The sequence below is a fragment of the Burkholderia sp. LA-2-3-30-S1-D2 genome (assembly GCF_001523915.2).
Classification (GTDB): domain Bacteria; phylum Pseudomonadota; class Gammaproteobacteria; order Burkholderiales; family Burkholderiaceae; genus Burkholderia; species Burkholderia diffusa.
Genome location: NZ_CP013384.1, coordinates 872,357 through 897,862 on the forward strand (window position 1 = coordinate 872,357; position 25,506 = coordinate 897,862).

Below are 25,506 nucleotides of genomic sequence, written 5' to 3' on the forward strand. Positions count from 1 at the left end.
ACTACAGGGAAACGGCATGGCAATCCGGCTTTTCGTTGACACTTGCGTTTGGCTGGACCTCGCGAAAGACTTTCGTGAGCAGCCCGTCATTGGCGCGCTTGAAGATCTAGTCAACAGCGGGGAGGTCGAACTAGTCGTCCCACAGCAGGTACTAGACGAGTTCGACCGTAACAAGGGCCGCATCATCGAGGATGCGAGGCGCGGGCTCCAATCCCACTTCCGGATGGTCAGGCAAGCAGTCAATCGCTTCGGTGAGGATGCTCGCAAAGCTGATCTGCTCGCTGGACTAAACGAGGTCGATCACCGGATTTGGGTCGATGGTGATGCGGTTGGCGAATCGATCGAGCGCATCAACACGCTGCTTAACGGGGTACCAGCTCTCGCTACCAGTGACGCTGTGAAACAGCGTGTCACCGAACGCGCACTCGCGAAGCAGGCTCCCTACCATCGATCGAAAAATAGCGTTGGTGACGCCATCCTTGTGGAGATCTATACCGAAGTAGCTTCGACGGCGACTGCCGAAACGCCGTCTGCATTTGTCACTCACAACACCAAGGATTTCAGCGACCCGGAAGGCGACTTCCGGCGACCGCACTTGGACCTTGCGCACCTGTTCGAAGCACCGCGATCTGCCTACTGGACGTCGATGGCCGAGTTCCTGAAGGACTACAGCCCGGATATGCTTGGCGACCACGACTTCGAGTTTAACTATTCGCAGGACGCTCGACGGCTATCTGAAATCCTCGACGCCGAGCGTCTGCTGTTCCGTCAGGTCTGGTACAACCGGCGCTGGAACAGCCGCGTCGAAATTGAAGAAGGAAAGGTCAAGGTTGTGCCCGAGGAACAGTACAGCAGAAGCCCCTACCGCCCAGACCAGATACTGGATAGCGTGTGGGCCGGCGCGCTCGCCGCAGCCAAGCGAACCGAAGATGAGGTTGGCATAGAAAACCTCGGCCCGTGGACCGACTTTGAGTGGGGAATGATCAACGGCAAGTTGTCCGCACTCCGATGGATTCTCGGCGACGAGTGGGACATGCTGGATACCTGATGAGGGAGGCGATTATGCAGAAACCGCATCCAGTTGAAATGCACATTCAGATCGTCTGGTCATCCGTCCGGCTTGTTCTACTCCAACGGGTGCTCTACGAGTTGCTACCCAATACGCATGTGGATCTTTGGCGAGTAATGCAAGGCGCGTCGCTCGACTATGGCCTGATCGAGTGGTGCAAGATCTTCGGCAATCGATCAGATGACACACATTGGACCAAGCTCGTGCCCGACGATCGGCATGGCGAGTTTCGTGATGGCCTGCTTGCAGCGGTAGGGAAGAGTGCCACGGAGTGGGAGGAGTATCACTCGGCGATGAAGGACTATCGGGATCAACTGGCTGCACATCACGACCTCGATGCCCAGCCGACGCATTATCCCTCCTTCGATTCCGCGCTCGAGGCCTCGTATTACTACTACGGCAACTTCCTGTACCCAACGTGGGCGACCGATCATCCGAACACCCGATACCCTGGGGACATGAAAGCATACGCTGCGGACTATCGCGCGCAGTTGCTCAACGTGGCCGGCGCGGCTGCGCAGGCGACGATGAAATTCGAACCGTGACGGTGTAGGCGGTGCGCGCCTGAATGCGCCAAAAGCGGCGCGCGTGGGTGCTGCGAGGGTGGATGCTACGAGGAGAACGGATCGAACCGCTGCTGCGCTCCGATGACAACAACAAAACAACCCACCCGGGTGATCGGTGTAGCGGGTCGGAATGAAAGCGCTAGCTAGGCGGTTACAATCCTGTGACTCCCACTGGAATGGACCCCGCATGCCATTACTTGTAGCGATGGATTTCGTCGCTGACGCGGACTCACGAGCCATTCAGCTTCTAGCCGGCATAGGGTATAAGCCGAAGCCGCGCGAAACTGCGTTGGACCGATTCGCCGCTCTGTACACGCGCGCGGAACGTATTATTCCACCAGTGCTTTACGAAGTGCGTCTTTCGGACGAGATTCGACAGAATCCGAAGTACAGGACGCACAGCAAGGCTCTTGGCGAAATAGTGTCGCGACTGCGGAACGGTCAAAGCGTCCGTCCTTATCTTTCAACGTCAGCGGTTCGTGCTGAATTTCAGGACATGCTTCTGTTGACTTGGGGTATTCACCATTTGCACCTCAACACCATTGATACGCTCGACAAGCGCGGCTTTGTCGCCCGCAATCGAGGCTCGTCCGAGCTATTGTTACTGCGCATCAAGGAAAAGACGGCCTATTTAATAGACATTGTTTCCCATCACGAACCAGACCTCTTTGACAATCCACGATTGTTAGAGGTGGTGGACCGGAACTGGCCCGAACTTCACTTCTCGACGCAGTCAATCACTGGCGAGGCATTCACGCCGCAGCAAGTCAAAAACCTTCGATCAAATCATGCAAATTTCGCCATTCAGGTTAATGGCCGCACCGTTCTACCCACGGTCGGTGTCACGGCGACCGGCGTGCCGATTGAGATCTATGGATGGTATTGGGCGTTGCACGCAGAACTGCGCAACTTGGAAGTGGACGTTCGCCGTCGTTTCTATGAATTCTTCCCGCACAGCGTCTCGCCATCGCAAAACTGGCGAGCTATCAACGTTGTCAGGTTGGTCGGTATTGAAGACGCCTGTTTCATTATTCAGGACCAGGCAACGCTTCGCTTGTCCCACGCCTATCGCAGCGCAGCACAAAAACGGGAGGTTGCAGGATAGGCCTTATCAAGTCCCATCGATCCGACAAATACGGAGCTAAGATGGAAGCGGCGCGACTGGCCTTGCGCCACTAGGCGAATGAATTCGATCACGCTTTCGCGGATAGCTTCCAATGTGGTGCCGACGTTTGAATGTCTGCGCTAGCGTGGTGGTAATCGGCTGGAAGTAGCCGAACAGTGACGCCACGTATTGCGGCCTTAGATAATCCGAGACAAGTCTTTTATGGGGGCAGACCTTTCGATATAATTGCGGTACTTGTTGGCACCTAATCGAACACGGCTCTAGGAATCTGTGGGCGATGCAAGGAAAAAGGCGGGGAATGCTCAATCGTTGAGCATATTTCGTCGCGCTGACGAGAGGGTGCCGGGGGTGTGCTACCAACACATCCCACCGGCGATTTTTTGGCTTGGCTGCCTGTTCCATAACTGGAGGAACGACAAGAGCCACCGCGCCTAGGAAACGCATAGCTCTTGTTAGGACGAATGATACCGCGCGCGGCGCGCCGTGCAAAGTAACTTTGCAAAGTTACTTTGTGCGTCTTTCGCAAGCTTCATTGCGCCCGTACTTTGATAGTACGGCGCGGTTTATTGCCGCCGCTTTCCTCCTTCTTGCGGAACAGGCCATTTCTGAACAGAAAATGGCTCTTAAGATTCTTCGACTTATTGGTGTGCTGGATTGCGTCGGCGTCAAGAAAACAACGCTGTATCGCTGGATTCGCGAAGGCAAGTTTCCAGCACCGGTCCAGTTAGGGGCCAGGAGCGTCGGCTGGCGCGCGACCGACGTCCAGCAGTGGCTCGAATCCCGTCAGTCCACACGGGGGCAGGCATGAGCGCGCCCTCCCTTATGATCGATCGCGGCGGCCCGTATGGTCGGGCGATGGGCGCGGCCGTCACGGCCCGCGACGCCGCGTTCGTGCGTTGCCGCGACGCCCGACTCCGCAAGCTCGCAGGAATCCTCGATGACATCGAGGGCTGCTTCTGGAACCGTGGCGACGACGCCGGGAAGCTCGTAGCGATCGCCGTCACGCTTGCCTCGACGCTCGCGCTCGAAGCCCCGCGTCTGACGACAAAGCAACTTGGCACCGCCTGCGAGAAGTTCGTCCAGGCGATCGCCGCTGCTGAACAGGATTCGGCGAACTATCGTCGTCGACAGTACCGACAGCTGCGGAAAGCCTATCGTGCGCTTTACAACGACATCGATGCGCAGTGCACGGACGGGACGCGCCGCTTGGAAGCTAGCGCCCTGCTGCGGGGCGTCGCGCTCGGCCAATCACTGGCGCAGGGCAGCTCGCGACTGGATATCGAACAGCTAAAGCTGGCGACTGCCGTGCTCAAGGGGGAGACCGCCTGATGCTCCCCCAAAGTCGCTTTGCACTAGGCAATACACGGCGAGGGGCGTCGCGATTTGCGCCGGCCAGCATCGCGCGGTATTCTGTGCGCGTCGCTGAGACAACAGTGACCCGGTTTGGCGACCGGAGATGCTCCAAGGCGGACAACCGCCTTCGCGCGGTTTTTTTACGTCCGTACACCTTGCGCCTTCTATGGTCGGGCCTTGGTGGGGGTGCGTTCGCGCACGCCGGTTCCCTTGGACGCCGGTTCGCCAACCCTGCCTTGTGCCCGGCCACCCCATTTGGCGATGGGGCCGGGTTCGTCAACCCGTCCAAGGAGGTCGCATTCAATGCGCCAGTCCACGCACGCCCGTACCGGGCAGCAATCCCACCTCATTCAATCCATCGTCCGCGCAGCACTGCGCGACGCAGCAACCGCCAGCACGTATCAAGACGCGCTCGACGCGACCGGCGCGGCACTTGCCGCAATCGCAGCGCTTGTCCGTGCGGAGGTGCGTCATGGCTGAGCTGCGCTGCAAGATTGGCGATCTGGCGATCGTCACGCAATGCGATGCACGTTCACGCATCGGCATGCTTGTTGAGGTGGCATCGGCTCGTCCGACGCCCGATCACGATTGGCGCGTGCGGATCTTGGGCGGCCCTGTCACGGGGCGCAGCGTCTACGACCGCCGATTCGGCGAGTTCACGCATGCAGCCGTCCACGACTGGAACCTCACGCCGATTCGCGGCGAAGCGAAGCTGGATTGCCCGATCGATGTCGGGCAACTCCTCGCGTCGATTCTGGAGGTGCGCCATGTCTGAATTCCGCCTGCCGAACGAAGTCACAATGATCGCCATGTGTGCGGCCCATCAGTTCGCCCACCTCGAAGCGCTGTTCGATGCTGTCCGTTCGCATCTTGCGGAGGGCACCTACGAGCGAGCGCTTGTCGACATGGGGCAAAGCGTCGCGAGCCGGTATTCGGCCGAAATGCGCCGCGCTGCGCAGCCGGAGGTGTGCCATGATTGATCAACGCATCCGAACCGCGGTTGTCGACGGATTCGACAATGCGCCGCCGCTCGATACCGGCGCTCCGATCGAGCTGCAATTCGCCGTCGACCTTGGCGCGATCTGCGCCGACGCATGGCTCGATCTGAAGGGCGACGTGCGTCTGCACGACTACGCGGCACATCAGGCCGCTGCGTTCGCACGCGGTATCGAAGCCGCCATGCAGGACGCGGGCGACGTCGACGCGCACCGCGTGACGATCAGCCGCCAAGCGTTCGCGGCCGGCCTGATGGGGCGCGTGCAACAGCACCTGTTCGCGGCGCTCGGCCTCGTCACGCGCGAACCGCGCACGACGCACTGACGGAGCGGCCATGGCAAAGACGAACAAGAACGCCGTGCAACCGCTCGCGTCGCACTTCGTGGCCGAGGTGAACCGGCCTGACCGCAACCGCATCGGCACGCGGATCAGCGATGCGATGGAGCTGCTGGACAGCCTGCATTGGGCGACCGACAAGGCCATGTCGGATGACGACTACTGGCTTGTGCTGAGCCTGTTCCGCGCATCCCTGCCGTCGATCGGCGCGGCGCTGGAGGCGGCGAACGACGCACTCGGCGAGTCGCGGCTCGGCCGCTACGTCTACAGCAACGACGTCACGGCCGGCGGTGCGGTTCTGTCGGTGCCTCGCGCGGCCGGCTAACGCTCCGCCGCTAGGCATCGTCGCATCATTCAATTCTTCGCGCGTCGGGTAGCTGCTTGCCCGATATGGACTACTAATCGGAAGCCGACCGACGCGCGTCAAGTGGGAACCTATGAGTAACGCACCCATGTCCGAATTCGAGCGGGCGAGAGTCGCGCTCGGCTATGTTCCGCCCGACGACCGCGATACGTGGAGTCAGGTGGGGATGGCGCTCAAGGCCGAGTTTGACGAGGAGGGCTTCGCTCTCTGGAACGAATGGAGCCAAGGCGCGCAGAACTACAACGGCAAGGACGCGCGCGATGTGTGGAAGTCGTTCAAGGGCGGCAAGATCACCATCAACACGCTGTTTCACCTCGCCAAGCTTGGCGGCTTCGATCCGCGTGCGCATCGAGCCAAGCCGGTCGATCCAGCGGAGCGCGAGCGGCAGAAAGCCGAGCGCGCGGCCCGTGAAGCGGCCGAGCTGGCCGAACTGACCGAGAAGCAGCAAACCGCGTCGGCGCTCGCTGAATCCATCTGGTCGGCGGCCGAGCCTGCGCCGGCCGATCACCCGTATCTCGTTCGCAAGCGCATCCCGGTCGACGCGCTGCGCGTCTATCGCGGCGGCTTGTGCATCGGTACGGCCGCATGCGACGGCGCCCTCGTCATCCCGGCGCGCGACGCGGACGGCAAGCTGTGGACGCTGGAGTTCGTCCTGACGGACGGCCAGAAACGCTATCTGCCGAACGGCCGCAAGGCGGGCTGCTTCTCGTTGATCGGCGGTCCGCTGTCTTCCGCGCCGTCCACGCTACTGATTGGCGAGGGTTACGCCACGTGCGCGACGCTCGCGGCCGCGACCGGCTATCCGGCCGCCGTCGCGTTCGACGCCGGCAACCTGCACGCCGTGGCGACGGCGCTACGCGGCCAGTATCCGGACGCCCGCATCGTCGTGTGTGCGGATGACGACCACACGACGAAGGGCAATCCGGGCGTGACAAAGGCCCGCGCGGCGGCCGAGGCCGTCGCCGGCATCGTCGCCGTGCCCGACTTCGGTCCGAACCGCCCAGCGGCCGGGACCGACTTCAACGACCTGGCTGCGCACCTCGGCCTGGATGCGGTGGCCGCCGCCGTGCGTGCTGCGCTCGCGCCGGCCGGCTCGGCGGATGCCGGCAAGGCGAAGGCAGCACTGCCCGCCGCGAAGCCCGCCAAGCGCCCGAAAACGGCCCGTGCGCAGGACGGCAAGTCGCGGTTCGTCGTCGACGACAAGGGCGTGTGGTTTCACGGCTTCAACAATCAGGGCGATCCGCTGCCGCCGCATTGGGTCAGCACGCGGATAGACGTGATTGCGGAGACGCGAAACGAGATGAACAGCGAGTGGGGCTACCTGCTCGAATTCACCGATCGCGACGGCATCCTGAAACGATGGGCGGTGCCGGCCGGCCTCTTTGCCGGCGACGGTACGGAGCTGCGGCGCATGCTGCTCGATATGGGCGTGAAGCTCGGCGTGACGCAGATCGCCCGCACGCAGATCGCCAACTATGTCCAGATGGCGCAGCCGGACGAGCGCGTGCGCTGCGTGCCGCGCGTCGGCTGGCATCACGGCGCGTTCGTGCTGCCCGATCGCGTGATTGGCACCGGTAAAGAGGCGCTGATCTATCAGGCCGATACGCCGATCCAGAGCCAGTTCAAGGAGCGCGGCACGCTGGAGGACTGGCGACGCGAGGTCGCGGCCTACTGCGTAGGCAATAGCCGGCTGCTGTTCTGCGTCGCTACCGCCTTCGCTGGTCCGTTGCTGCACTTCTCCGGGCTTCAGTCGGGCGGCTTTCACCTGCTCGGCACGACGTCCAAGGGCAAGTCGACGGGCGGCGTCATCGCCGCGTCCGTGTTCGGCTCGCCGGACTACGTGCGGAGTTGGAAGGCGACCGACAACGCACTCGAAGCCGTCGCCACGCAGCATAGCGACGCGCTGCTGATCCTCGATGAAATCGGACAGGTCGAGCCGCGCTTGGTCGGCGATGTGATCTACATGCTTGCGAACGAGTCGGGCAAGGCCCGCGCGTCGCGTAGCGGCTCGGCAAAGCCGGTTCTCACGTGGCGGCTGCTGTTCCTGTCGAACGGCGAAAAGAGCGTGTCCGCGCTGATGGCCGAGGGCAACAAGCCCATGAAAGGCGGTATCGAGGTGCGCTTGCCCGCGATCCCGGCCGAGGTCGGCGAAATGGGCGTCGTCGAGAAGCTGCACGGCTTCCCGACGCCGGCCGCGCTGATCGAGCACCTAGAACGGCACGCCGGCATGCACTACGGCACGGCAGGCCCCGCGTTCATCGAGTGGGCGTCGTCTCAGGCCGGCGAGCTGGCCGAGCATCTGCGCATGCGCGTCGATGAGCTGGTCGGGCAATGGGTGCCGGACGGTTCGCATTCGCAGGTCGCGCGCGTCGCTAAGCGGTTCTGCCTCGTTGCGGTGGCCGGCGAGCTGGCGACGGCGCACGGGCTGACCGGCTGGCCGCAAGGCGAAGCGGTCGAGGCCGCGCGTCGCTGCTTCGAGGGCTGGCTCGAACTGCGCGGCGGCACGGGCAATTCAGACGAGGCCGAAGCTGTGCGGCAGGTACAGCATTTCCTCGCCGCACACGGCGACAACCGTTTCGTGTGGATGAACCGTGCGCAGGACGACCATCGGCCGAACGTGCCGCATCGAGCGGGCTTCAAGCAGCATGTGAAGCGCGACGAGCGCCGCACGCCCATCGCCTCCGATCGCGAGTATTACGCCGAGTTCGGCGGCAAGATGAGCGCCGACGATGCCGAAAGCGTCGAGACGGAGTACCTGATCGAAGCGGCCGTGTTCCGCAAGGACGTGTGCGCCGGCTTCGATCACAAGATCGTCGCCAAGGCACTGATGAAGCGGGGTGTGCTGATGCCGCGTAGTGACGGCTATCCGTACCGGCAGGAGTACATCCCCGGCCACGGGAAATTCATGGTCTACCGCGTGCTACCGTCCATCTTCACGCTTGAACTGTGAAAGACGCCGCCGCCGTCCGGGAGGGCGGTGGCGGGCATTCCTTTGCGCGGCATTTTTTGCCCGTGCGTCAAAGTTACTTTGAGCGATCCGCTCCAGATGGAACCGGGCGGGCGGCTGCCGCGAATCTTGCCGTAGCCGTAACAATCCAGCCCGGTTTATCTCCAGTATCTCCAGCGTTCTCCAAATCGTTTGGAGACACGCGGAGCCTTACCCCATAAGGCTTTGCGACCGATTCAGGCGTTTATCTCCAAATCTCCAACTCGTTTTGCACTGAGCGGACAGGCGTCGACCGTCTGCGTCGACCGCGAAGCTATACGGGGCGCGGCTCTCCGGGATTCGAAGGGCGTCGAAACCGTGTTTTCGAGGGGGGTGTCCGCGATGCACACCAATCGGGCATTGTTACGTTGGCCGCAAGTGTCGAGGGCGAGCAAGGGACCCTGTAGCGGAGTCAATATGCGGGGGCTCACACCCGTGTCTTTTCTCTATCCCCGACACGCCAAGGGGGGTCATATTCATACGGAAATGCAGGGAGCCCGTAGTGCAGTGCCAACTCTGAAAAATCGGTGGGAGGTGCGCGGCAAGGGGGTCATACACGTCGCAGCATGGGTCTATCTTGCCGCCGCGATCGGGATGATTTCCGCCCCGGCTTTGAGCTTGTCGAGGTAGTCCGCCCACTGTTGCATCATCGAACGTCGTGCCTTGATGAACTTTGTTCGGTTGTACGCCCGCCCAAGGCTGTCAGGGACCGTATGCGCTAGTTGGTGCTCGATCACTTCGGGCTTTTCCTCCAACTCTTCATGCAGGATCGTCCGTGCCATTGCCCGGAAGCCGTGACCGGTAATCTCGGTGCGAGTGTCGTAGCCGAGCCGACGAAGGGCTGCATTGATAGCGGCCTCGCTCATCGGCCGATTTCGGTCGCGAGCACCGGGGAACACGTAGACGCCTTCGCCAGTCAGGGCGTGAAGCTCGCGCAAAATCGTGACAGCCTGCGCGGCCAGCGGAACAAGGTGATCCGTTTTCGTTTTGTTGACGAAATAGCGCCATTCGCCTTTGTCGAGGTCGAATTGCGCCCATTCTGCCTTCCGCAACTCGCCCGGCCTAACGAACAGCATGGGGGCTAGCTTGAGCGCGCAGAGAACCGGGAACGTGCCTGTGAAGCCGTCGAACGCGCGAAGCATCTCGCCCACTTTCTCCGGCTCAGTGATTGAGGCAAAGTGTGTTGTCTGCGCGGGCGGGATTGCATCTACCAGATCGCGGGCCGGATCGGCCTTGCAGTGCCCCTCTTTGATGCCGTAGCGGAATACCCGGCTAATCTCGCTGCGGATGCGATGGGCGGTAAATCTGGCTCCACGCCCGTCTACGCGCTTCAGCACGACCAGTATCTCCGGAGCGTCGATTTCAGCGATAGGGCGCTTGCCGAGCCATGGGAAAACATCGTTCTCCATGCGGGCGAGCGTCTTGTCATGCTGCGCTGGCTCTACAGTCGTCTTGCGCTCGTCCATCCAGCCGCGAGCGACAACCTCAAACGAATGGGCGGCCGCGAGCAGGCTGGCTCTCTTTTCGGCCTTCTTCGCTTCACCCGGATCGATGCCGGCAGCGAGCTTTTCACGGGCTTCGTCGCGCTTCTTCCGTGCGGTCGCCAATGTAACGTCCGGGTAGACGCCGAGCGAGTAGCGCTTTTCCTTGCCCCCAAACCGGTATTTGAGGCGCCACCACTTGCCCCCGCTCGGGGCGATTTCTAGATAGAGGCCGCCTCCGTCGAACAGGCGCACGGGCTTGTCGGCAGGCTTGGCGTTCCGGATGGCTGTATCGGTTAATGGCACGGGGGCAACTCCTGACGGGTAAGGCAATTTCGGGTGTGTTGCCCCCAATGTTGCCCCCGCTTGCCCCCGGCTGTCTACGCACGACACGGCACTTTGCCGGAATGAAAAAACCCGCGAAGCCTTGTGCTGTCGCGGGTTTTGGGACTTCCGGAAACTTCCCGGAACTATGTCATGGTGCCCAGGGCCGGAATCGAACCGGCACGCCTTGCGGCGGGGGATTTTGAGTCCCCTGCGTCTACCAATTTCACCACCTGGGCTTTGATCCTGGCCGCGCATGCGATTGTGCGCGGCGAAACGCAAATTATGGCGGAAAACGGGGCACCGGGCAAGCTTTCCGGCCGCCGCCGTGTTACTGGCTCAGATAGACGAACTGGCCGTGCTTCACGATCCCCATCACGCTCGCGCGTTGGTCGAGCCCCACATGATCCTTGTTGCTGGTGTTGACGACGCCGTTCGGCACGACGAGCTCGTGCGCGCGTTCGAGCTCGCGCCGCAGCGCCGCGCGGAAGGCCGGTGTGCCGGGCTGCGCGGCCTTGAGCGCGCGGCCGACTGCGTCGACGAGGCGCGGGTACACGCCCGCCGCGTCGCCAGCGAACTGCGTGACGGTGCCGGCGCCGTATTTCGCTTCATATGCATCGACGAACGCGAGCGCGGCCCTGCGGGCCGGATGGTCTGCCGGCAGCGTGCGCGCGACGACGACCGGCTGGGTCGGAAACAGCGTCCCGTCGACGTCCTTGCCGCCGAGCTTGATGAATTCCGGCGTCGCGATCCCGTGCGTCTGGTAGATCGCGCCCTTGTAGCCGCGCTCGATCAGCGTGCGCTGCGGCAGCACGGCCGGCGTGCCCGAGCCCGCGATCAGGATCGCGTCCGGCTTCGCCGCGATCAGCTTCAGCGCCTGGCCGGTGACGCTTGCGTCGGTGCGGTTGAAGCGCTCCGTCGCGATCACGCGGATCTTGCGGACTTCGGCGAAGCGTGTGAATTCATTCAGCCAGCTGTCGCCGTAGCTGTCCGCGAAGCCAATGAAGCCGACCGTCTTCACGCCGTGGTTGGCCATGTAGCGCGTCATCACGTCGGCCATCGCGCTATCGCTCTGCGCCATCTTGAATGCCCAGGTCCGCGCGCCTTCCTGCGGCTCGACGATCGCGCCGGAGCCGACCAGCGTGATCATCGGCGTCTGCGCGGCCGCCACCGCGTCGAGCGCCGCGAGCGCAGCCGGCGTGATGTTCGGCCCGACCACGACGTCGACTTGATCCTCGTCGACCAGCTTGCGGATGTTGCGCACGGCGGCGCCCGGGTCGGACGCGTCGTCGAGCACCGTCACCTGCAGCGGCTGCCCGGCGATCGTCTTGGGCCACATCAGGATCGCGTTCTTGCTGGTGATGCCGATCGCGGCGGCCGGGCCGGTCGACGACAGGTCGACGCCGACCTTCAGGTCGGCATGCGCGGCCGCGCAGGCGAGCACGAGGGCGGCGCCGGCGGCGCGGCGCAACAGGGCGGGAAGCGTCATGCGGGATTCTCCGTCGGACAGCAAAAAGGGGCGCGATATGCGCCCCCGTGGTTATACACGCCGCTCAGAGTTCGTACGATTCGGATTCGCCCTTGAGCGCCTGTTCGATCAGCTTGCGGTTCAGCGTCGGCGACAGCAGCTCGACGAGCGTATACACATAGCTGCGCAGGTAGGCGCCCTGCTTGAGCGCGACGCGCGTCACGTTGCTGCCGAACAGGTGGCCGACCGGGATCAGCCGCAGGTTGCGGTCGCGCTCGGGATTGAACGCGATGTCGGCCATGATCCCGACGCCGAGGCCGAGTTCGACGTAGGTCTTGATCACGTCGGCGTCGATCGCCTCGAGCACGATGTCCGGCGACAGCCCGCGCAGCGCGAAAGCGTGATTGATCTTCTTGCGGCCCGCGAACGCGTCGTCGTACGTAATCAGCGGATACTGCGCCAGATCGTCCAGCGTGACCGGCTTGCGCTCCAGCAGCGGATGGTCGGCCGGCACGACGGCCGCGTGGTGCCACTGGAAGCAGGGCAGCGACACGAGTTCCTTGTAGTCGGCGATCGCCTCGGTCGCGATCGCGAGATCGGCCTGGTCGTGGATCACCATCTCGGCCACCTGCGTCGGGCTGCCCTGCAGGATCGACAGGTGCACCTTCGGGAAGCGCTTCTTGAATTCGGCGATCGCGGCGGGCAGCGAGTAGCGGGCCTGCGTGTGGGTCGCCGCGATGGTCAGGTTGCCCTGATCCTGTGCCGCATAATCCTTCCCGACCCTTTTGAGGCTTTCAACCTCCTGAAGAATCCGCTCGACCGACGCGAGGATGATCCTGCCCGGCTCGGTGAGCGAGCGCACGCGCTTGCCGTGCCGCGTGAAGATCTCCACGCCCAGCTCGTCCTCGAGCTCGATGATCGCCTTCGATACCCCCGGTTGCGACGTGTAGAGCGCCTTGGCGGCCTCGGTGAGGTTGAAATTCTGCCGGACGGCCTCGCGCACGAAGCGAAATTGGTGCAGGTTCATTTATAACCCTTCCGCATATCAACAGAATTTTTTAGTCGTTTGAAATATAAGGCGAGTTTATTACGATTCACCGGAGTTTTTCAAATATGGATATCTGTTTTCGTCATTAGCAATCCACCCGGCAGCGGGTGGTGGCGGTGACGGCGGAACGGAGATTCGGGCGCGACGTGGCTAGGACGTCGCGCGGTCACCACGAAAACCCTGGGGTCCCCGAATGTATCAGTACGACCAGTACGACCAGACGATCGTCGACGAGCGAGTCGCGCAGTACCGCGATCAGGTGCGCCGCCGCCTGTCGGGCGAGTTGAGCGAAGACGAGTTCCGTCCGCTGCGCCTGCAGAACGGCCTGTACATGCAGCGCCACGCGTACATGCACCGCATCGCGATTCCGTACGGCAACCTGCGCAGCGAGCAACTCCGCATGCTGGCGCGCATCGCCCGCGAACACGACCGCGGTTACGGCCACTTCTCGACCCGCTCGAACATCCAGTTCAACTGGGTCCAGCTCGAGGAAACGCCCGAGATCCTCGCGAAGCTCGCGTCGGTGCAGATGCACGCGATCCAGACGTCGGGCAACTGCATCCGTAACATCACGGCCGACCAGTTCGCCGGCGTCGCTCAGGACGAGGAGATCGATCCGCGTCCGTGGTCGGAAATCCTGCGCCAGTGGTCGACGTTCCATCCCGAATTCGCATGGCTGCCGCGCAAGTTCAAGATCGCGGTGTCCGGTTCGAAGGACGATCGCGCGGCCGTGCAGATCCACGACCTCGGCGTGTACCTGAAGAAGAACGCACAGGGCGAAGTGGTCGCGAGCATCCTCGCGGGCGGCGGTCTCGGCCGCACGCCGATCGTCGGCGCGGTGATCAAGGAAGACTTGCCGTGGCAGCACCTGCTGACCTACTGCGAAGCCGTGCTGCGCGTATACAACCGCTACGGTCGCCGTGACAACCTGTACAAGGCGCGTATCAAGATCCTCGTGAAGGCGCTGTCGCCCGCGAAGTTCGCGCAGCAGGTCGAGGAAGAGTGGCAGCACCTGAAGGACGGCCCGTCGACGCTCACGCAGGCCGAACTCGACCGCGTGTCGCAATACTTCAAGCCTCCCGTCTACGAGAAACTCGCCGACACCGACGCGTCGTTCGAACAGCACCTGCTCGAGAACAAGGCGTTCGCGCGCTGGGTCGAGCGCAACGTCGCGCCGCACAAGGTGCCGGGCTATGCCGCCGTCACGCTGTCGCTGAAGGATCACCGCGTGGCCCCGGGCGACGCGACCGACGCGCAGATGGAGCTGGTGGCCGACTGGGCCGACGCGTACTCGTTCGGCGAACTGCGCGTGTCGCACGAGCAGAACCTGATCCTCGCCAACGTGAAGAAGCGCGACCTGTTCGCGCTGTGGGAAAAGGCGAAGGCGGCCGGTTTCGCGACGCCGAACGTCGGCCTGCTGACCGACATCATCGCGTGCCCGGGCGGCGATTTCTGCTCGCTCGCGAACGCGAAGTCGATCCCGATCGCGCTGGCGATCCAGCAACGTTTCGACGATCTGGACTACGTGTACGACCTCGGCGACCTGTCGCTGAACATTTCCGGTTGCATGAACTCGTGTGGTCACCACCACGTCGGCAACATCGGCATCCTCGGCGTCGACAAGGACGGTGCCGAGTGGTACCAGGTGTCGCTTGGCGGCGAGCAGGGCACGGGCCGCAACGGCGCGCGCCTCGGCCGCGTGATCGGGCCGTCGTTCTCCGCGGAGGAAGTGCCGGACGTGATCGCGAAGCTGATCGACACGTTCGTCGAGGCACGCATCGACGGCGAGCGCTTCATCGACACGTACGACCGCATCGGCATCGCACCGTTCAAGGAGCGCGTGTATGCAGCGCGCCAGGCAGTGAACGCGTAACCAACCGGCTAGAAGGAATTTGCAGATGGCTTCGATTATCAAGAACCGCGCAGTGATCGACGACGCATGGCAGGTCGTGCGCGCGGCGGAAGACGGTGCGCTGCCCGCGGTCGACGCGTTGCCGGCCGGCAAGGTGCTGGTGCCGTTCGCCCTGTGGCAGGCCGAGCGCGCGGCGCTCGTCGCCGCGAAGACGAAGGACGAACTCGGCGTGTGGCTCGCGCCGGACAGCGAGCCGGCCGATCTCGTGGCCGACTTCGGTGCGATCTCGCTGATCGCCGTCGATTTCCCGCGCTTCGCGGACGGCCGCGGCTACAGCATCGCGCGCCTGCTGCGCGAGCGCCACGGCTGGACCGGCGAGCTGCGCGCGATCGGTGACGTGCTGCGTGACCAGTTGCTGTACATGTCGCGTTGCGGCTTCGACGCATTCGCGGTGCGTGCCGACAAGGACATCCGCGACGCGCTGAATGCGTTCACGGAATTCACGCAGCGTTACCAGGGCGCGTTCGACGAGCCGGCACCGCTGTTCCGCCGCCGCGCCGCCGCGGCCGACGCCAAGGTGAGCGCATGAGCACCGCGACCGCACTGACGCCGGAACTCGCCGCGAAGGTCGAGCGCCTCGACGCACTGCTTGCGCAGATCGGCGCGCGCCACGAGAAGGTGAAGTTCGCGAGCAGCCTCGCCGCGGAAGACATGCTGCTCACGCACGCGATCCTGTCGAAGGGGGTGTCGATCGGCATCTTCTCGCTGAACACCGGCCGCCTGCACGCGGAAACCGTGGGCATGATCGACCGCGTGCGCGAGCGCTACGGCTACGAGATCGAGCAGTTTCACCCGCGCCAGGACGCGGTCGACCAGTACGTCGCCGAGCACGGCCTGAACGCGTTGTACGAAAGCGTCGAGCTGCGCAAGTCGTGCTGCCACATCCGCAAGGTCGAGCCGCTGAACCGCGCGCTGGCCGACGTCGGCGCATGGGTCACGGGCCAGCGCCGCGAGCAGTCGGTCACGCGTGCCGAGCTGCACGAGGAAGAGCAGGACGAAGCGCGCGGGATCGCGAAGTACAACCCGCTCGCCGACTGGACGGAAGCCGACGTATGGGCGTACCTGAAGGCGTTCGACGTGCCGGTCAACCCGCTGCATGCGCGCGGTTACCCGAGCATCGGCTGCGAGCCGTGTACGCGCGCGATCCGCCCCGGCGAGGACAGCCGGGCGGGCCGCTGGTGGTGGGAGTCGCGCGACACGAAGGAATGCGGGCTGCACATCACGATCACGCCGATTCCCGCGAATGCCGAAGCCGGCGCCGCGCACTGAAAGCCGACAAGAAACCGAATATTGCGCCGCCTGCGACAGCGGGCGGCACGAACCCAGAAGAGAAGGACTGAAATCATGAGCACGACGCTCGAGCAATCCGCCTTTGCCCCGCCCACCGGTGCCGACGACCGCATGGGCCACCTCGACTGGCTCGAAGCCGAGTCGATCCACATCCTGCGCGAACTCGTTGCCGAATGCAGCAAGCCGGCGCTGTTGTTCTCGGGCGGCAAGGACTCGGTCGTCGTGCTGCACCTCGCGCTGAAGGCGTTCGGCCTCGGCGCGAACCGCAAGACGACGCTGCCGTTCCCGCTCGTGCACATCGACACGGGCCACAACTACGAGGAAGTGATCGACTTCCGCGACCGCCGTGCGCAAGAGCTGGGCGCCGAGCTGGTGGTCGGTCACGTCGAGGATTCGATCCGGCGCGGCACGGTCGTGCTGCGCCGCGAAACCGATTCGCGCAACGCCGCGCAGGCCGTCACGCTGCTCGAGACGATCGAGCAGCACGGCTATACGGCGCTGATCGGCGGTGCGCGCCGCGACGAAGAGAAGGCGCGCGCGAAGGAGCGGATCTTCTCGTTCCGCGACGAATTCGGCCAGTGGGATCCGAAGGCGCAGCGCCCGGAACTGTGGAGCCTGTTCAACGCACGCCTGCACAAGGGCGAGCACCTGCGCGTGTTCCCGATCTCGAACTGGACCGAGCTCGACGTGTGGCAATACATCGCGCGCGAGAACCTCGAACTGCCGTCGATCTACTACGCGCACCAGCGCGAGATCGTGCGCCGCAACGGTCTGCTCGTGCCGGTCACGCCGCTCACGCCGATGCGTGACGGCGAGACGAGCGAACTGGCGCAGGTGCGCTTCCGCACGGTCGGCGACATCAGCTGCACGTGCCCGGTCGAGAGCGATGCGGACGACGTCGAGAAGATCATCGCCGAGACGGCGGTGACCGAGATCACCGAACGCGGCGCGACCCGGATGGACGACCAGGCATCCGAAGCCGCGATGGAACAGCGCAAGAAGCAAGGTTATTTCTGAAGCACACGAGGACATTCACATCATGAGCATCATCGAGAACACCGAAGACCTCGGCGTGTTGCGCTTCATCACCGCGGGCAGCGTCGACGATGGCAAGAGCACGCTGATCGGCCGCCTGCTGTACGACAGCAAGGCCGTGCTGTCCGACCAGCTGTCCGCGCTGTCGCGCGCGAAGAACAAGCGCACGGTCGGTGACGAGATCGACCTCGCGCTGCTGACGGACGGGCTCGAAGCCGAGCGCGAGCAGGGCATCACGATCGACGTCGCATACCGCTACTTCGCGACCGCGAAGCGCAAGTTCATCATCGCCGACACGCCGGGCCACGAGCAGTACACGCGCAACATGGTGACGGGCGCATCGACCGCGCATGCGGCGATCATCCTGGTCGACGCGACGCGCGTGACGGTCGAGAACGGCGTTGCGGAGCTGCTGCCGCAAACGAAGCGCCACAGCGCGATCGTGAAGCTGCTCGCGCTGCAGCACGTGATCGTCGCGATCAACAAGATGGACCTCGTCGACTACAGCGAAGCGCGCTTCAACGAGATCCGCGATGCGTACGTTGCGCTCGCGAAGCAGCTCGGCCTGAAAGACGTGCGTTTCGTGCCGGTGTCGGCGCTGAAGGGCGACAACATCGTCGGCGCGAGCGAGCGCATGCCGTGGTATGCGGGCGAGCCGCTGCTCGACGTGCTCGAATCGCTGCCGGTCGAGACGCAGGCCCATGACGCGCTGCGCTTCCCGGTGCAGTGGGTCGCACGCCAGGACGGCAGCTCGGCCGACGATTTCCGCGGCTACATGGGCCGGATCGAGTCGGGCGAGGTGAAGGTCGGCGACGAAATCGTCGTGCTGCCGTCGAACCGCACCGCGACGATCGCGGAGATCGTCGCGCCGGTGCCGGGCGGCACCGCGTCGGTTGCGCACGCGTTCGCGGGCCAGACGGTGACGATTCGCCTTGAACAGGACGTCGACGTGTCGCGCGGCGACATGTTCGTCACGACCGCCGAGACGGTCGCGCCGGCGAAGAAGCTCGAGGCGGACCTGTGCTGGTTCGACGAGACGCCGCTGTCGCCGCACCGCAAGTATCTGCTGAAGCAGACCACGAGCACGGTGTTCGCGAAGATCGGCGCGGTCAAGGAAGTGCTCGACGTGCATACGCTGTCGCACGCGACCGACCGCCAGGAACTGAAGATGAACGACATCGGCCGCGTGGCGCTGACGCTGCAGAAGCCGATCGTGTGCGACACGTACGACGCGCACCCGGGCACGGGCGCGTTCGTGCTGATCGACGAGGCGACGCATCATACGGTCGCCGCCGGCATGATCCGGGCGTTCTCGGCATAACCGGCGTTGAGCGCCGCCCGTGCGGGCGGCGCGCGCCGGTTGCCGTCCACGAGCAGGACAAGCGAAGCGACAAACATGGGCAAGGTGTATCTGATCGGAGCAGGGCCGGGCGCTGCGGACCTCATCACGGTGCGCGGCGCGCGGCTGCTCGAGCAAGCCGACGTCGTGCTGCACGACGCGCTCGTCGAGCCGGCGATGCTCGACCATGCGCCGAACGCGCGGAAAATCGCGGTCGGCAAGCGCTGCGGGCAGCGTTCGACGGCGCAGCACTTCATCAACAAGCAGATCGTCGACGCGGCGCGCGAGCATGCGTGCGTCGTCCGCCTGAAGGGCGGCGATCCGATGCTGTTCGGTCGCGCCGAAGAAGAAATGCGCGCGCTCGAGGCGGCCGGCATCGATTACGAGGTCGTGCCGGGCATCACCGCGGCGCTGGCCGGCGCGGCGACGCTGAAGCGCTCGCTGACGTTGCGCGGCGTGTCGCGCAGCGTCGCGTTCGCGACGCACAGCCGCGCACCGGGCAGCGACGAGATTCGCGAGGCCGCGCGCGCCGATTCGATCGTCTACTACATGGGCCGCGACAGCGCGCCGGGCATCGCCCGCGAACTGATCGACGCGGGCCGTGCGCCCGCGACGCCGGTGGCGATCGTCGAGGCCTGCAGCACCGTGCGCGAGCGCACGCTGACGCTCACGCTTGCGCAGATGGCGGCGGGCGACGCGCAGGCGTGGCTCGACCCTGCGGAACCGAGCCTGCTGATGATCGGCGATGCGTTCGCCGAACGCGTGCGGCGCGTGAAAGAGGGCGATGCGCTGCAGGACGCCGCTTGAGTCGAACGCGTGGTTTGCAGGCACAAAAAAAGCGCTGGCTTCGGAAGCCAGCGCTTTTTTGTTTGGGCCGACGATTCGCTTATGCGTCGCGGCCGAGCTGGTCGATGCAGTAGCGTGCGATCGCATCGAGCACGCCGTCGTCTTCCCCGACGGCCGTCGCGCAATGGATCTCGATGCCCGGATGCGCGGCACGGCACGCGTCGACGAGCTGCGGCAGGTCGCGGCGCACATGGCCGCCCTGGCCGAAGAACACGGGCACCACGGTGATGCGCGTGCAGCCGGCCGCGACCTGCGCGGCAACGGCCGTATCGAGCGACGGCGTCATCAGTTCGAGAAACGCGAGCGACACGTGCGGGGCAGGGGAGCCGGCCGCGCGCAGCCGTGCGGCGAGCCGCTCGAACGGCTCGGCCCAGCGCGGATCGCGTGCGCCGTGGCCGAACAGGACGATACCGTGCGAACTCATGTCGAAGCCTCCGTCGTGACGGCGCTCAGTGCCGGTCGACCCACTTGAGCGCGAACAGGCCGAGCGCGAGATAGATGAGGCCCGGTGTCGCCGCGGTCAGCGGCGCGGGCCACGTGTTCAGCGTGCCGATGTGCGAGAACAGTGTGTTGAGCAGCTGGAAGCTCATGCCGAGCATGATGCCGCCGAACACCTTCACGCCGACCACGCCGGCTCGCGTATGCAGGTACGCGAACGGCAGCGACAGCACGAGCATCACGAACACCGCGAACGGGTAGAGCAGCTTGCGCCACAGTGCGATGTCGTAGCGCTGCGTGTCCTGCTGGTTTTCGCGCAAGTGCTGGATGTAGCGGAACAGGTTGATGAGCGACATCCGTTCCGGCGACACGAGCAGCACCGACAGGATCTGCGGCGTCAGGTCCGAGCGCAGCCGGTATTCGGGCAGCATCACCTGCTGCGACCGGTATACGGGGTTCAGCGCGTCGGCCGGTTCGCCGCTGATCGGCTTGATCGGCGTCAGTTCGGTTTCCGTCACGCCCTTGAGCAGCCAGTGGCCGGGCGGCTCGTAGCGGCCGGTCTGCGCGATCCGCACGTTCTGCAGCTGGAATTTCGAGTCGAATTCGTAGATGCGCACGTTGCTGATCGTCGAATCGGGCGACAGGCTGCCGACGTTGACGAAGCGCGTGACCTGCTCGCCGTTCTCGCGGGCCGCGAGCGTGTCCTTCACCCACACGCCCGACTGGAAGTTCGACGACACCGACGCACCGAGCGCCTGCAGTCGCACGCGTTCGGACAGCTGGTCGGCGTACGGGCCGACGAATTCGCCGATCAGGTAGGTGATGATCACGAGCGGAATGCCGATCTTCAGCAGCGAGCGCAGCGCCTGGTTGGTCGCGAGGCCCGACACGCGAAAGATCGTGAATTCCGAGTTCGCCGCCATTTGCGCGAACACGTAGATCGCGCTGATCAGCGCGGCGACCGGAATGATCTCGTAGAAGCGCGACGGGGTCTGCAGCGCGACGCGCAGCACCGCGTAGCCGAACTTGTAGTTGCCGTGCCCGACCGAGTTCAGTTCGCTGATCAGGTCGAAGAAGAAGAACAGGCCCGAGAACGCGAACAGGATGAAGACGAACGTGACGTAGATCTGCCGCGCGAAGTATTTTTCATAGAGCCGCATCGATCATGCTCCCGAGCGGCCGAACAGCGCGCGTGTAAACAGCGGACGATTGCGCACGCGCAACCAGAAGATGAACGCGACGATCGCCGCGACGACCAGGTGCAGCCCGACGAGGCCGACGCCGAACGACATCTTGCCCTGCTCGATCTGCGACTGCACGACGTTCAGCAGGTTCGAGTACGTGAGGTAGATCAGCACGGCCATCACGAGGTTGATCGTGCGGCTGCGGCGCGGGTTCTGGTACGACAGCGGAATGCCGAGCACCATCAGGTTGATCGCGATCAGCGGCAGCCCCGCGCGCCACGCGAATTCCGCGAGGTTGTCGCGCGTCGGGTTGCGCAGCAGGTCGGGCGTCGGCGTGCTGTTGGTGGTCGGTACGTTGGTGACCGGCGTGCTCGTGATCTTCACGCCGTAGCGCTGGAACTCCATGATCTTGAAGTTCGGCTGGCCGGGTGTGCCGTCGTAGCGGCGGCCGTCCTCCAGTACGACGAAGCGATCGCCGTCCTTCGTTTCCGTGTGGCCCGTGTGCGATACCACGACGTTGACCTTGCCGTTCTCGGTCGACGTGACGAACACGTTCTGCACCTTGCTCTGGTCCGGCGACATCTTCTCGATGAAGAACACGCGATGGTTCGACGCCGATTCGCGGAACTGGCCTGGCGCGAGTAGCGAGATCTCGTCGCGCTGCTGGAAGCGCGCCTTGATCATCTTGCTCTGCTGGTTCGACCACGGCCAGCCGACGAACGCGAAGAACGCGATCAGCAGGACGATCGGCGTGGCGAACACGCCGATCGGCTTGATCAGGCGCGTGAGGCTCACGCCCGACGCGAGCCAGACGACCATTTCGGAGTCCCGGTACCACCGGGTCAGCACGAACAGGATCGACACGAACAGCGTGACGACGAGCATCACGGCGAGATAGCCGATCACGGTCAGGCCGATCAGCACGAGCACGTCGCGCGGATCGATTTCGCCGGACGCGGCATAGCCGACGATGCGGATCATCATCGTCGTGAGCATGATCGTGAGCAGCACCATGAACACGGCGCCAGCCGTATACGCAAGCTCGCGCTGGAGGGAGCGTTCGAAGATCATTCTTGATGAGAAGAGGGCGGGAGGCTGCGCACGCGTGGTGGAGCGCTCGCGCCGCCACGGGAAAAATAGCGGATAATTGCGGCTTTCATCCTTAGCCCAGATTTTATCCGAGGACAAGCGCGATGGACTTTAGCATAAAAGGCTGTGATTGGAGCAAAGGCGAGGCCAAGGGGTTCCTGACCGGGAAGTCCGACTGCATCGTGCTCGGCATCTTCGAGGCGCAGACTCTCTCGGGCGCGGCGCTCGACATCGACACGGCCACCAAGGGGCTGATCTCGCGCGTGGTGAAGGCCGGCGACATGGACGGCAAGCGCGGCAAGACGCTGTTCCTGCACGAGGTATCGGGCATCGGTGCGTCGCGCGTGCTGCTCGTCGGCCTCGGCAAGCAGGATGCTTTCAATCAGAAAGCCTACAACGACGCGGCGACGGCCGCATGGCGCGCGCTGCTGGCGACCAAGGTCGTGCAGGTCACGTTCACGCTCGCGCAACTGCCGGTCGACGAGCGCGGCTCCGACTGGGGCGTGCGTGCGGCGATTCTCGCGCTGCGCAACGAGACCTACCGCTTCACGCAGATGAAGAGCAAGCCGGAACCGGCGTCGCATGCGCTCAAGCGCGTCGTGTTCAGCGTCAATCCGGCCGATGAAAAGGTCGCGAAGCTGGCAGCCAAGCAGGCCGTCGCGCTGGCGAACGGGATGGACCTCACGCGCGACCTCGGCAACCTGCCCGGCAACGTGTGCACGCCGACCTATCTCGGCGATACCGCGAAGAAGATCGCGAAGGATTGGGGTCTGAAGGTCGAGGTGCTCGGCCTGAAGCAGATCCAGGCGCTCAAGATGGGCTCGTTCCTGTCGGTCGCGCGCGCGTCGGTCGAGCCGCCGCAGTTCATCGTGCTGCATTACCAGGGCGCCGCCGCGAAGGCCGCGCCGGTCGTGCTGGTCGGCAAGGGCATCACGTTCGACACGGGCGGCATCTCGCTGAAGCCGGGCGAGGGCATGGACGAGATGAAGTACGACATGTGCGGCGCGGGCTCGGTGCTCGGCACGATGCGTGCAGTCGCCGAAATGGGCCTGAAGATCAACGTCGTCGCGATCGTGCCGACCTGCGAGAACATGCCGGGCGGCAACGCGACGAAGCCGGGCGACATCGTCACCAGCATGAAGGGGCTGACGATCGAGGTGCTCAACACCGACGCCGAGGGCCGCCTGATCCTGTGCGACGCGCTCACTTATGCGGAACGCTTCAAGCCCGCGGCGGTGATCGACGTGGCGACGCTGACGGGCGCTTGCGTGATCGCGCTCGGCGGGCACAACAGCGGCCTGTTCTCGAAGGACGATGCACTCGCGGGCGAGCTGCTCGACGCCTCGCGCGAAGCGAACGACCCGGCGTGGCGCATGCCGCTCGACGACGAATACCAGGATCAGCTGAAGTCGAATTTCGCGGACATCGCGAACATCGGCGGGCGTCCGGCCGGCGCCGTGACTGCGGCGTGCTTCCTGTCGCGCTTCACCGACAGCTATCCTTGGGCGCACCTGGACATCGCCGGCACGGCGTGGAAGGGCGGCGCGGCGAAGGGTGCGACCGGCCGTCCGGTGCCGCTGCTCGCGCAGTTCCTGATCGACCGCGCCGGCCAGTGATGGCAGGTCTCACGACGATGCGGGTGCGCGGGCAATGACGCGAATCGATTTCCATTCGAACGTCGGCGATTCGCTCGCGTACGCGTGCCGGCTGCTGCGCAAGGCCTACCAGGCCGGGCAGCCGGTCGTCGTGCTCGCGGAACCCGCGCGCCTGCGCGCGCTCGACGAGCAGCTCTGGACGTTCTCGCCGCTCGATTTCATTCCGCACTGCGGCGTCGACAGCGCGCATGCGGCCGGCACGCCGATCGTGCTGACCGCTGATCTCGACCAGGCGCCGCATCACCACGTGCTGCTGAACCTCGGCGCGGCCGTGCCCGCGCAGTTCGCGCGCTTCGAACGCCTGCTCGAGGTGGTCGGCAATGCGCCGGACGAACTGGCCGCGGGCCGCGACCGCTACCGCTTCTACCGCGATCGCGGATACGCGCTGAACAACTACAAGCAAGGCAGCTAGCCGAAACCGTCGACGGAGCGTCCCCGTGACACAAGCCGAATCCTCTTCGATCCCGACGCTGACCGACGTGCTGGTGCCGGGCAAGCCGGTGCCGGCGCGTTCGCCCGCGACCGATGTGCCGCCGCGCGACGATGCCGCCGCGCCGGAGCGCACGGGAACCGACCCCGAATTCGTCGTGGTCGAGCCGGTGCCGACGCCGGACGTCCCGACCGTCGAACTGCCGGGCGACAGCGATGCGCCGGCGCAACCCGGTGCCGCCGGACACGTCGTCGCCGAGGAATCGGCTGCGGCGCAGGCGCCGTTGCGCTCCGCGCTGGCCGATGACGAGGGGCAGCAGGCCGGCGTTGCCGCGACGCCGCGCGAGCCCGGTGAAGCGATGCCGTCCCACGCGGGCGCACCGGCTGCCGACGGGCTGGCCACCGATCATCCTGCTCGCGCAGCGCTCCCGGAGTCGCGTGCGGCCGCCGCGCTGACACCGGAGGACGCGCACCATATCGCCGAGCGTCTGCGCAATCGGCTGACGAATTATCTGACCGGGGAAGGGCGCGAGGCCATCGAGGCACGCTGCCGCGACGCGCTGCACGACCATACGGCCTGGCTGGTCGGCCAGATCACGCGCGAAGTGGCGCTGGCGCTCGAAACCGAAGTGATGGAATGGGTTCGCGACGCGGTCGACGAAGAGATCGCTCGCCGCCGGACGGGGCGTTCAGGCTGAGCGCACGGCGAGTGTCGTGCGCTGGCGCCGCGGGCGCGGCTCCGATCGTCGTCGCTGACGATCGCCGATCCGGTTGCAACGAGAGGCATGGAATCGTGCCGGGTGCCAGGCGCGGCGCGCGTGCACGCGCCCGGTCATCCAACTCAGTGGAGCGACAGCACCCACTGCGCGAGCGTGTGCGCCTCGACGCTCGTCAGCTGCGTATTGGCGGGCATCGGCACGCCGCCCCACACCCCGACGCTGCCCTTCACGATTGATTGCGCGAGGTAATCGACGGCGTCGGCGCGTGCCGCGTACTTGCCCGCGATGTCGTGGAACGACGGGCCCATCAACGGCTTGCCGACCGCATGGCAGGCCATGCAGTTCTTGCGCTGCGCGAGCACCAGTCCGTCGCTGGCCTGGTCGGCGTGTGCCGCCGCCGCGCCGCCGGTCAGCAGCGCCACGAGCAGCGCGCGCGATATCGTCTGTTTCATG

General features: G+C 64.7%; 27 protein-coding genes and 1 tRNA gene. 20 read left to right on the forward strand and 8 right to left on the reverse strand.

Annotated features, from left to right (window positions below):
• Positions 1–16: 16 nt before the first annotated feature.
• The 11 genes from WS66_RS16665 to WS66_RS16720 all read left to right on the forward strand — a co-directional run bounded on the left by WS66_RS16665 (position 17) and on the right by WS66_RS16720 (position 8,760).
• A complete protein-coding gene (locus WS66_RS16665) occupies positions 17–1,048 on the forward strand; it encodes a PIN domain-containing protein (RefSeq protein WP_059603890.1) in 1,032 nt (343 codons plus the stop codon).
• Positions 1,048–1,614, forward strand: a complete 567-nt coding sequence (locus WS66_RS16670; protein WP_059603887.1) for a hypothetical protein — start codon at positions 1,048–1,050, stop codon at positions 1,612–1,614. Before WS66_RS16665 ends, WS66_RS16670 begins: the two co-directional genes overlap by 1 nt.
• A gap of 208 nt (positions 1,615–1,822) precedes the next feature.
• The gene (locus WS66_RS16675) at positions 1,823–2,740 is read left to right on the forward strand and encodes a hypothetical protein (protein WP_159086555.1); all 918 of its coding nucleotides are present in this window, start codon (positions 1,823–1,825) and stop codon (positions 2,738–2,740) included.
• A 517-nt stretch (positions 2,741–3,257) separates the two neighbouring features.
• On the forward strand, positions 3,258–3,569 hold the full coding sequence (locus WS66_RS34425; RefSeq protein WP_236872971.1) for a helix-turn-helix transcriptional regulator: 312 nt from the start codon (positions 3,258–3,260) through the stop codon (positions 3,567–3,569).
• Positions 3,566–4,090: a hypothetical protein gene (locus WS66_RS16685; protein WP_059603881.1), complete on the forward strand. Its 525-nt coding sequence runs from the start codon at positions 3,566–3,568 to the stop codon at positions 4,088–4,090. Before WS66_RS34425 ends, WS66_RS16685 begins: the two co-directional genes overlap by 4 nt.
• A gap of 327 nt (positions 4,091–4,417) precedes the next feature.
• A complete protein-coding gene (locus WS66_RS34090) occupies positions 4,418–4,594 on the forward strand; it encodes a hypothetical protein (protein ID WP_017432173.1) in 177 nt (58 codons plus the stop codon).
• Positions 4,587–4,889: a hypothetical protein gene (locus WS66_RS16700; protein ID WP_059603878.1), complete on the forward strand. Its 303-nt coding sequence runs from the start codon at positions 4,587–4,589 to the stop codon at positions 4,887–4,889. The genes WS66_RS34090 and WS66_RS16700 overlap by 8 nt, the downstream gene beginning before the upstream one ends.
• A complete protein-coding gene (locus tag WS66_RS16705; RefSeq protein ID WP_059603875.1) occupies positions 4,882–5,094 on the forward strand; it encodes a hypothetical protein in 213 nt (70 codons plus the stop codon). The genes WS66_RS16700 and WS66_RS16705 overlap by 8 nt, the downstream gene beginning before the upstream one ends.
• Positions 5,087–5,434, forward strand: coding sequence for a hypothetical protein (locus WS66_RS16710; protein WP_059603871.1), 348 nt, complete (start codon positions 5,087–5,089; stop codon positions 5,432–5,434). Before WS66_RS16705 ends, WS66_RS16710 begins: the two co-directional genes overlap by 8 nt.
• Before the next feature lie 10 nt (positions 5,435–5,444).
• Complete coding sequence (locus tag WS66_RS16715) at positions 5,445–5,771, forward strand: hypothetical protein (protein ID WP_059603868.1); 327 nt, start codon at positions 5,445–5,447, stop codon at positions 5,769–5,771.
• 127 nt (positions 5,772–5,898) lie between these two features.
• Positions 5,899–8,760, forward strand: coding sequence for a DUF927 domain-containing protein (locus WS66_RS16720; protein ID WP_059603864.1), 2,862 nt, complete (start codon positions 5,899–5,901; stop codon positions 8,758–8,760).
• 608 nt (positions 8,761–9,368) lie between these two features.
• Here WS66_RS16720 and WS66_RS16725 read toward each other — a convergent pair.
• The 4 genes from WS66_RS16725 to WS66_RS16745 form a co-directional block, all read right to left on the reverse strand.
• On the reverse strand, positions 9,369–10,583 hold the full coding sequence (locus WS66_RS16725) for a tyrosine-type recombinase/integrase (RefSeq protein WP_059603861.1): 1,215 nt from the start codon (positions 10,581–10,583) through the stop codon (positions 9,369–9,371).
• A 172-nt stretch (positions 10,584–10,755) separates the two neighbouring features.
• A tRNA-Leu gene (locus WS66_RS16735) sits at positions 10,756–10,840 on the reverse strand.
• A gap of 92 nt (positions 10,841–10,932) precedes the next feature.
• Entirely contained in the window at positions 10,933–12,090 is a 1,158-nt protein-coding gene (locus WS66_RS16740) for an ABC transporter substrate-binding protein (protein ID WP_059603858.1), read from the reverse strand.
• Positions 12,091–12,154: 64 nt separating this feature from the next.
• Positions 12,155–13,096: a CysB family HTH-type transcriptional regulator gene (locus WS66_RS16745; RefSeq protein WP_009689198.1), complete on the reverse strand. Its 942-nt coding sequence runs from the start codon at positions 13,094–13,096 to the stop codon at positions 12,155–12,157.
• A 214-nt stretch (positions 13,097–13,310) separates the two neighbouring features.
• Here WS66_RS16745 and WS66_RS16750 point away from each other — a divergent pair, with 214 nt between their 5' ends.
• From WS66_RS16750 to cobA, 6 genes are all read left to right on the forward strand, one after another.
• Positions 13,311–14,990, forward strand: a complete 1,680-nt coding sequence (locus WS66_RS16750) for a nitrite/sulfite reductase (RefSeq protein ID WP_059603855.1) — start codon at positions 13,311–13,313, stop codon at positions 14,988–14,990.
• Positions 14,991–15,015: 25 nt separating this feature from the next.
• Positions 15,016–15,558 carry a DUF934 domain-containing protein gene (locus tag WS66_RS16755; protein ID WP_059603852.1) on the forward strand — a complete coding sequence of 181 codons (543 nt, stop codon included), beginning with the start codon at positions 15,016–15,018 and terminating at the stop codon, positions 15,556–15,558.
• On the forward strand, positions 15,555–16,298 hold the full coding sequence (locus tag WS66_RS16760) for a phosphoadenylyl-sulfate reductase (RefSeq protein WP_059603849.1): 744 nt from the start codon (positions 15,555–15,557) through the stop codon (positions 16,296–16,298). Before WS66_RS16755 ends, WS66_RS16760 begins: the two co-directional genes overlap by 4 nt.
• A gap of 75 nt (positions 16,299–16,373) precedes the next feature.
• Positions 16,374–17,336 (forward strand): sulfate adenylyltransferase subunit CysD, encoded by a 963-nt coding sequence (gene cysD, locus WS66_RS16765; protein ID WP_059603846.1) that lies wholly within the window; start codon positions 16,374–16,376, stop codon positions 17,334–17,336.
• Positions 17,337–17,358: 22 nt separating this feature from the next.
• The gene (locus WS66_RS16770) at positions 17,359–18,675 is read left to right on the forward strand and encodes a sulfate adenylyltransferase subunit 1 (protein ID WP_059603843.1); all 1,317 of its coding nucleotides are present in this window, start codon (positions 17,359–17,361) and stop codon (positions 18,673–18,675) included.
• Positions 18,676–18,750: 75 nt separating this feature from the next.
• The gene (gene cobA, locus WS66_RS16775; protein ID WP_059603840.1) at positions 18,751–19,500 is read left to right on the forward strand and encodes a uroporphyrinogen-III C-methyltransferase; all 750 of its coding nucleotides are present in this window, start codon (positions 18,751–18,753) and stop codon (positions 19,498–19,500) included.
• A gap of 79 nt (positions 19,501–19,579) precedes the next feature.
• Here cobA and WS66_RS16780 read toward each other — a convergent pair whose 3' ends face one another.
• The 3 genes from WS66_RS16780 to lptF are packed head-to-tail and all read right to left on the reverse strand — an operon-like array spanning position 19,580 to position 22,232.
• Positions 19,580–19,963 (reverse strand): sirohydrochlorin chelatase, encoded by a 384-nt coding sequence (locus WS66_RS16780; RefSeq protein WP_059603835.1) that lies wholly within the window; start codon positions 19,961–19,963, stop codon positions 19,580–19,582.
• 25 nt (positions 19,964–19,988) lie between these two features.
• Positions 19,989–21,137 carry an LPS export ABC transporter permease LptG gene (gene lptG, locus WS66_RS16785; protein ID WP_059603833.1) on the reverse strand — a complete coding sequence of 383 codons (1,149 nt, stop codon included), beginning with the start codon at positions 21,135–21,137 and terminating at the stop codon, positions 19,989–19,991.
• 3 nt (positions 21,138–21,140) lie between these two features.
• Complete coding sequence (lptF, locus tag WS66_RS16790; protein WP_059603829.1) at positions 21,141–22,232, reverse strand: LPS export ABC transporter permease LptF; 1,092 nt, start codon at positions 22,230–22,232, stop codon at positions 21,141–21,143.
• 122 nt (positions 22,233–22,354) lie between these two features.
• Here lptF and WS66_RS16795 point away from each other — a divergent pair, with 122 nt between their 5' ends.
• From WS66_RS16795 to WS66_RS16805, 3 genes are read left to right on the forward strand one after another with little or no spacing between them, the layout of a single operon-like run.
• Complete coding sequence (locus WS66_RS16795; RefSeq protein ID WP_059603825.1) at positions 22,355–23,866, forward strand: leucyl aminopeptidase; 1,512 nt, start codon at positions 22,355–22,357, stop codon at positions 23,864–23,866.
• Between the two features lie 34 nt (positions 23,867–23,900).
• Positions 23,901–24,317, forward strand: a complete 417-nt coding sequence (locus WS66_RS16800) for a DNA polymerase III subunit chi (protein ID WP_059603821.1) — start codon at positions 23,901–23,903, stop codon at positions 24,315–24,317.
• 25 nt (positions 24,318–24,342) lie between these two features.
• Positions 24,343–25,032 (forward strand): DUF2486 family protein, encoded by a 690-nt coding sequence (locus WS66_RS16805; RefSeq protein ID WP_059603818.1) that lies wholly within the window; start codon positions 24,343–24,345, stop codon positions 25,030–25,032.
• Between the two features lie 143 nt (positions 25,033–25,175).
• Here the strand turns inward: WS66_RS16805 and WS66_RS16810 are convergent, their stop codons facing one another.
• Positions 25,176–25,505 carry a c-type cytochrome gene (locus tag WS66_RS16810; RefSeq protein WP_059603815.1) on the reverse strand — a complete coding sequence of 110 codons (330 nt, stop codon included), beginning with the start codon at positions 25,503–25,505 and terminating at the stop codon, positions 25,176–25,178.
• Position 25,506 lies beyond the last annotated feature (1 nt).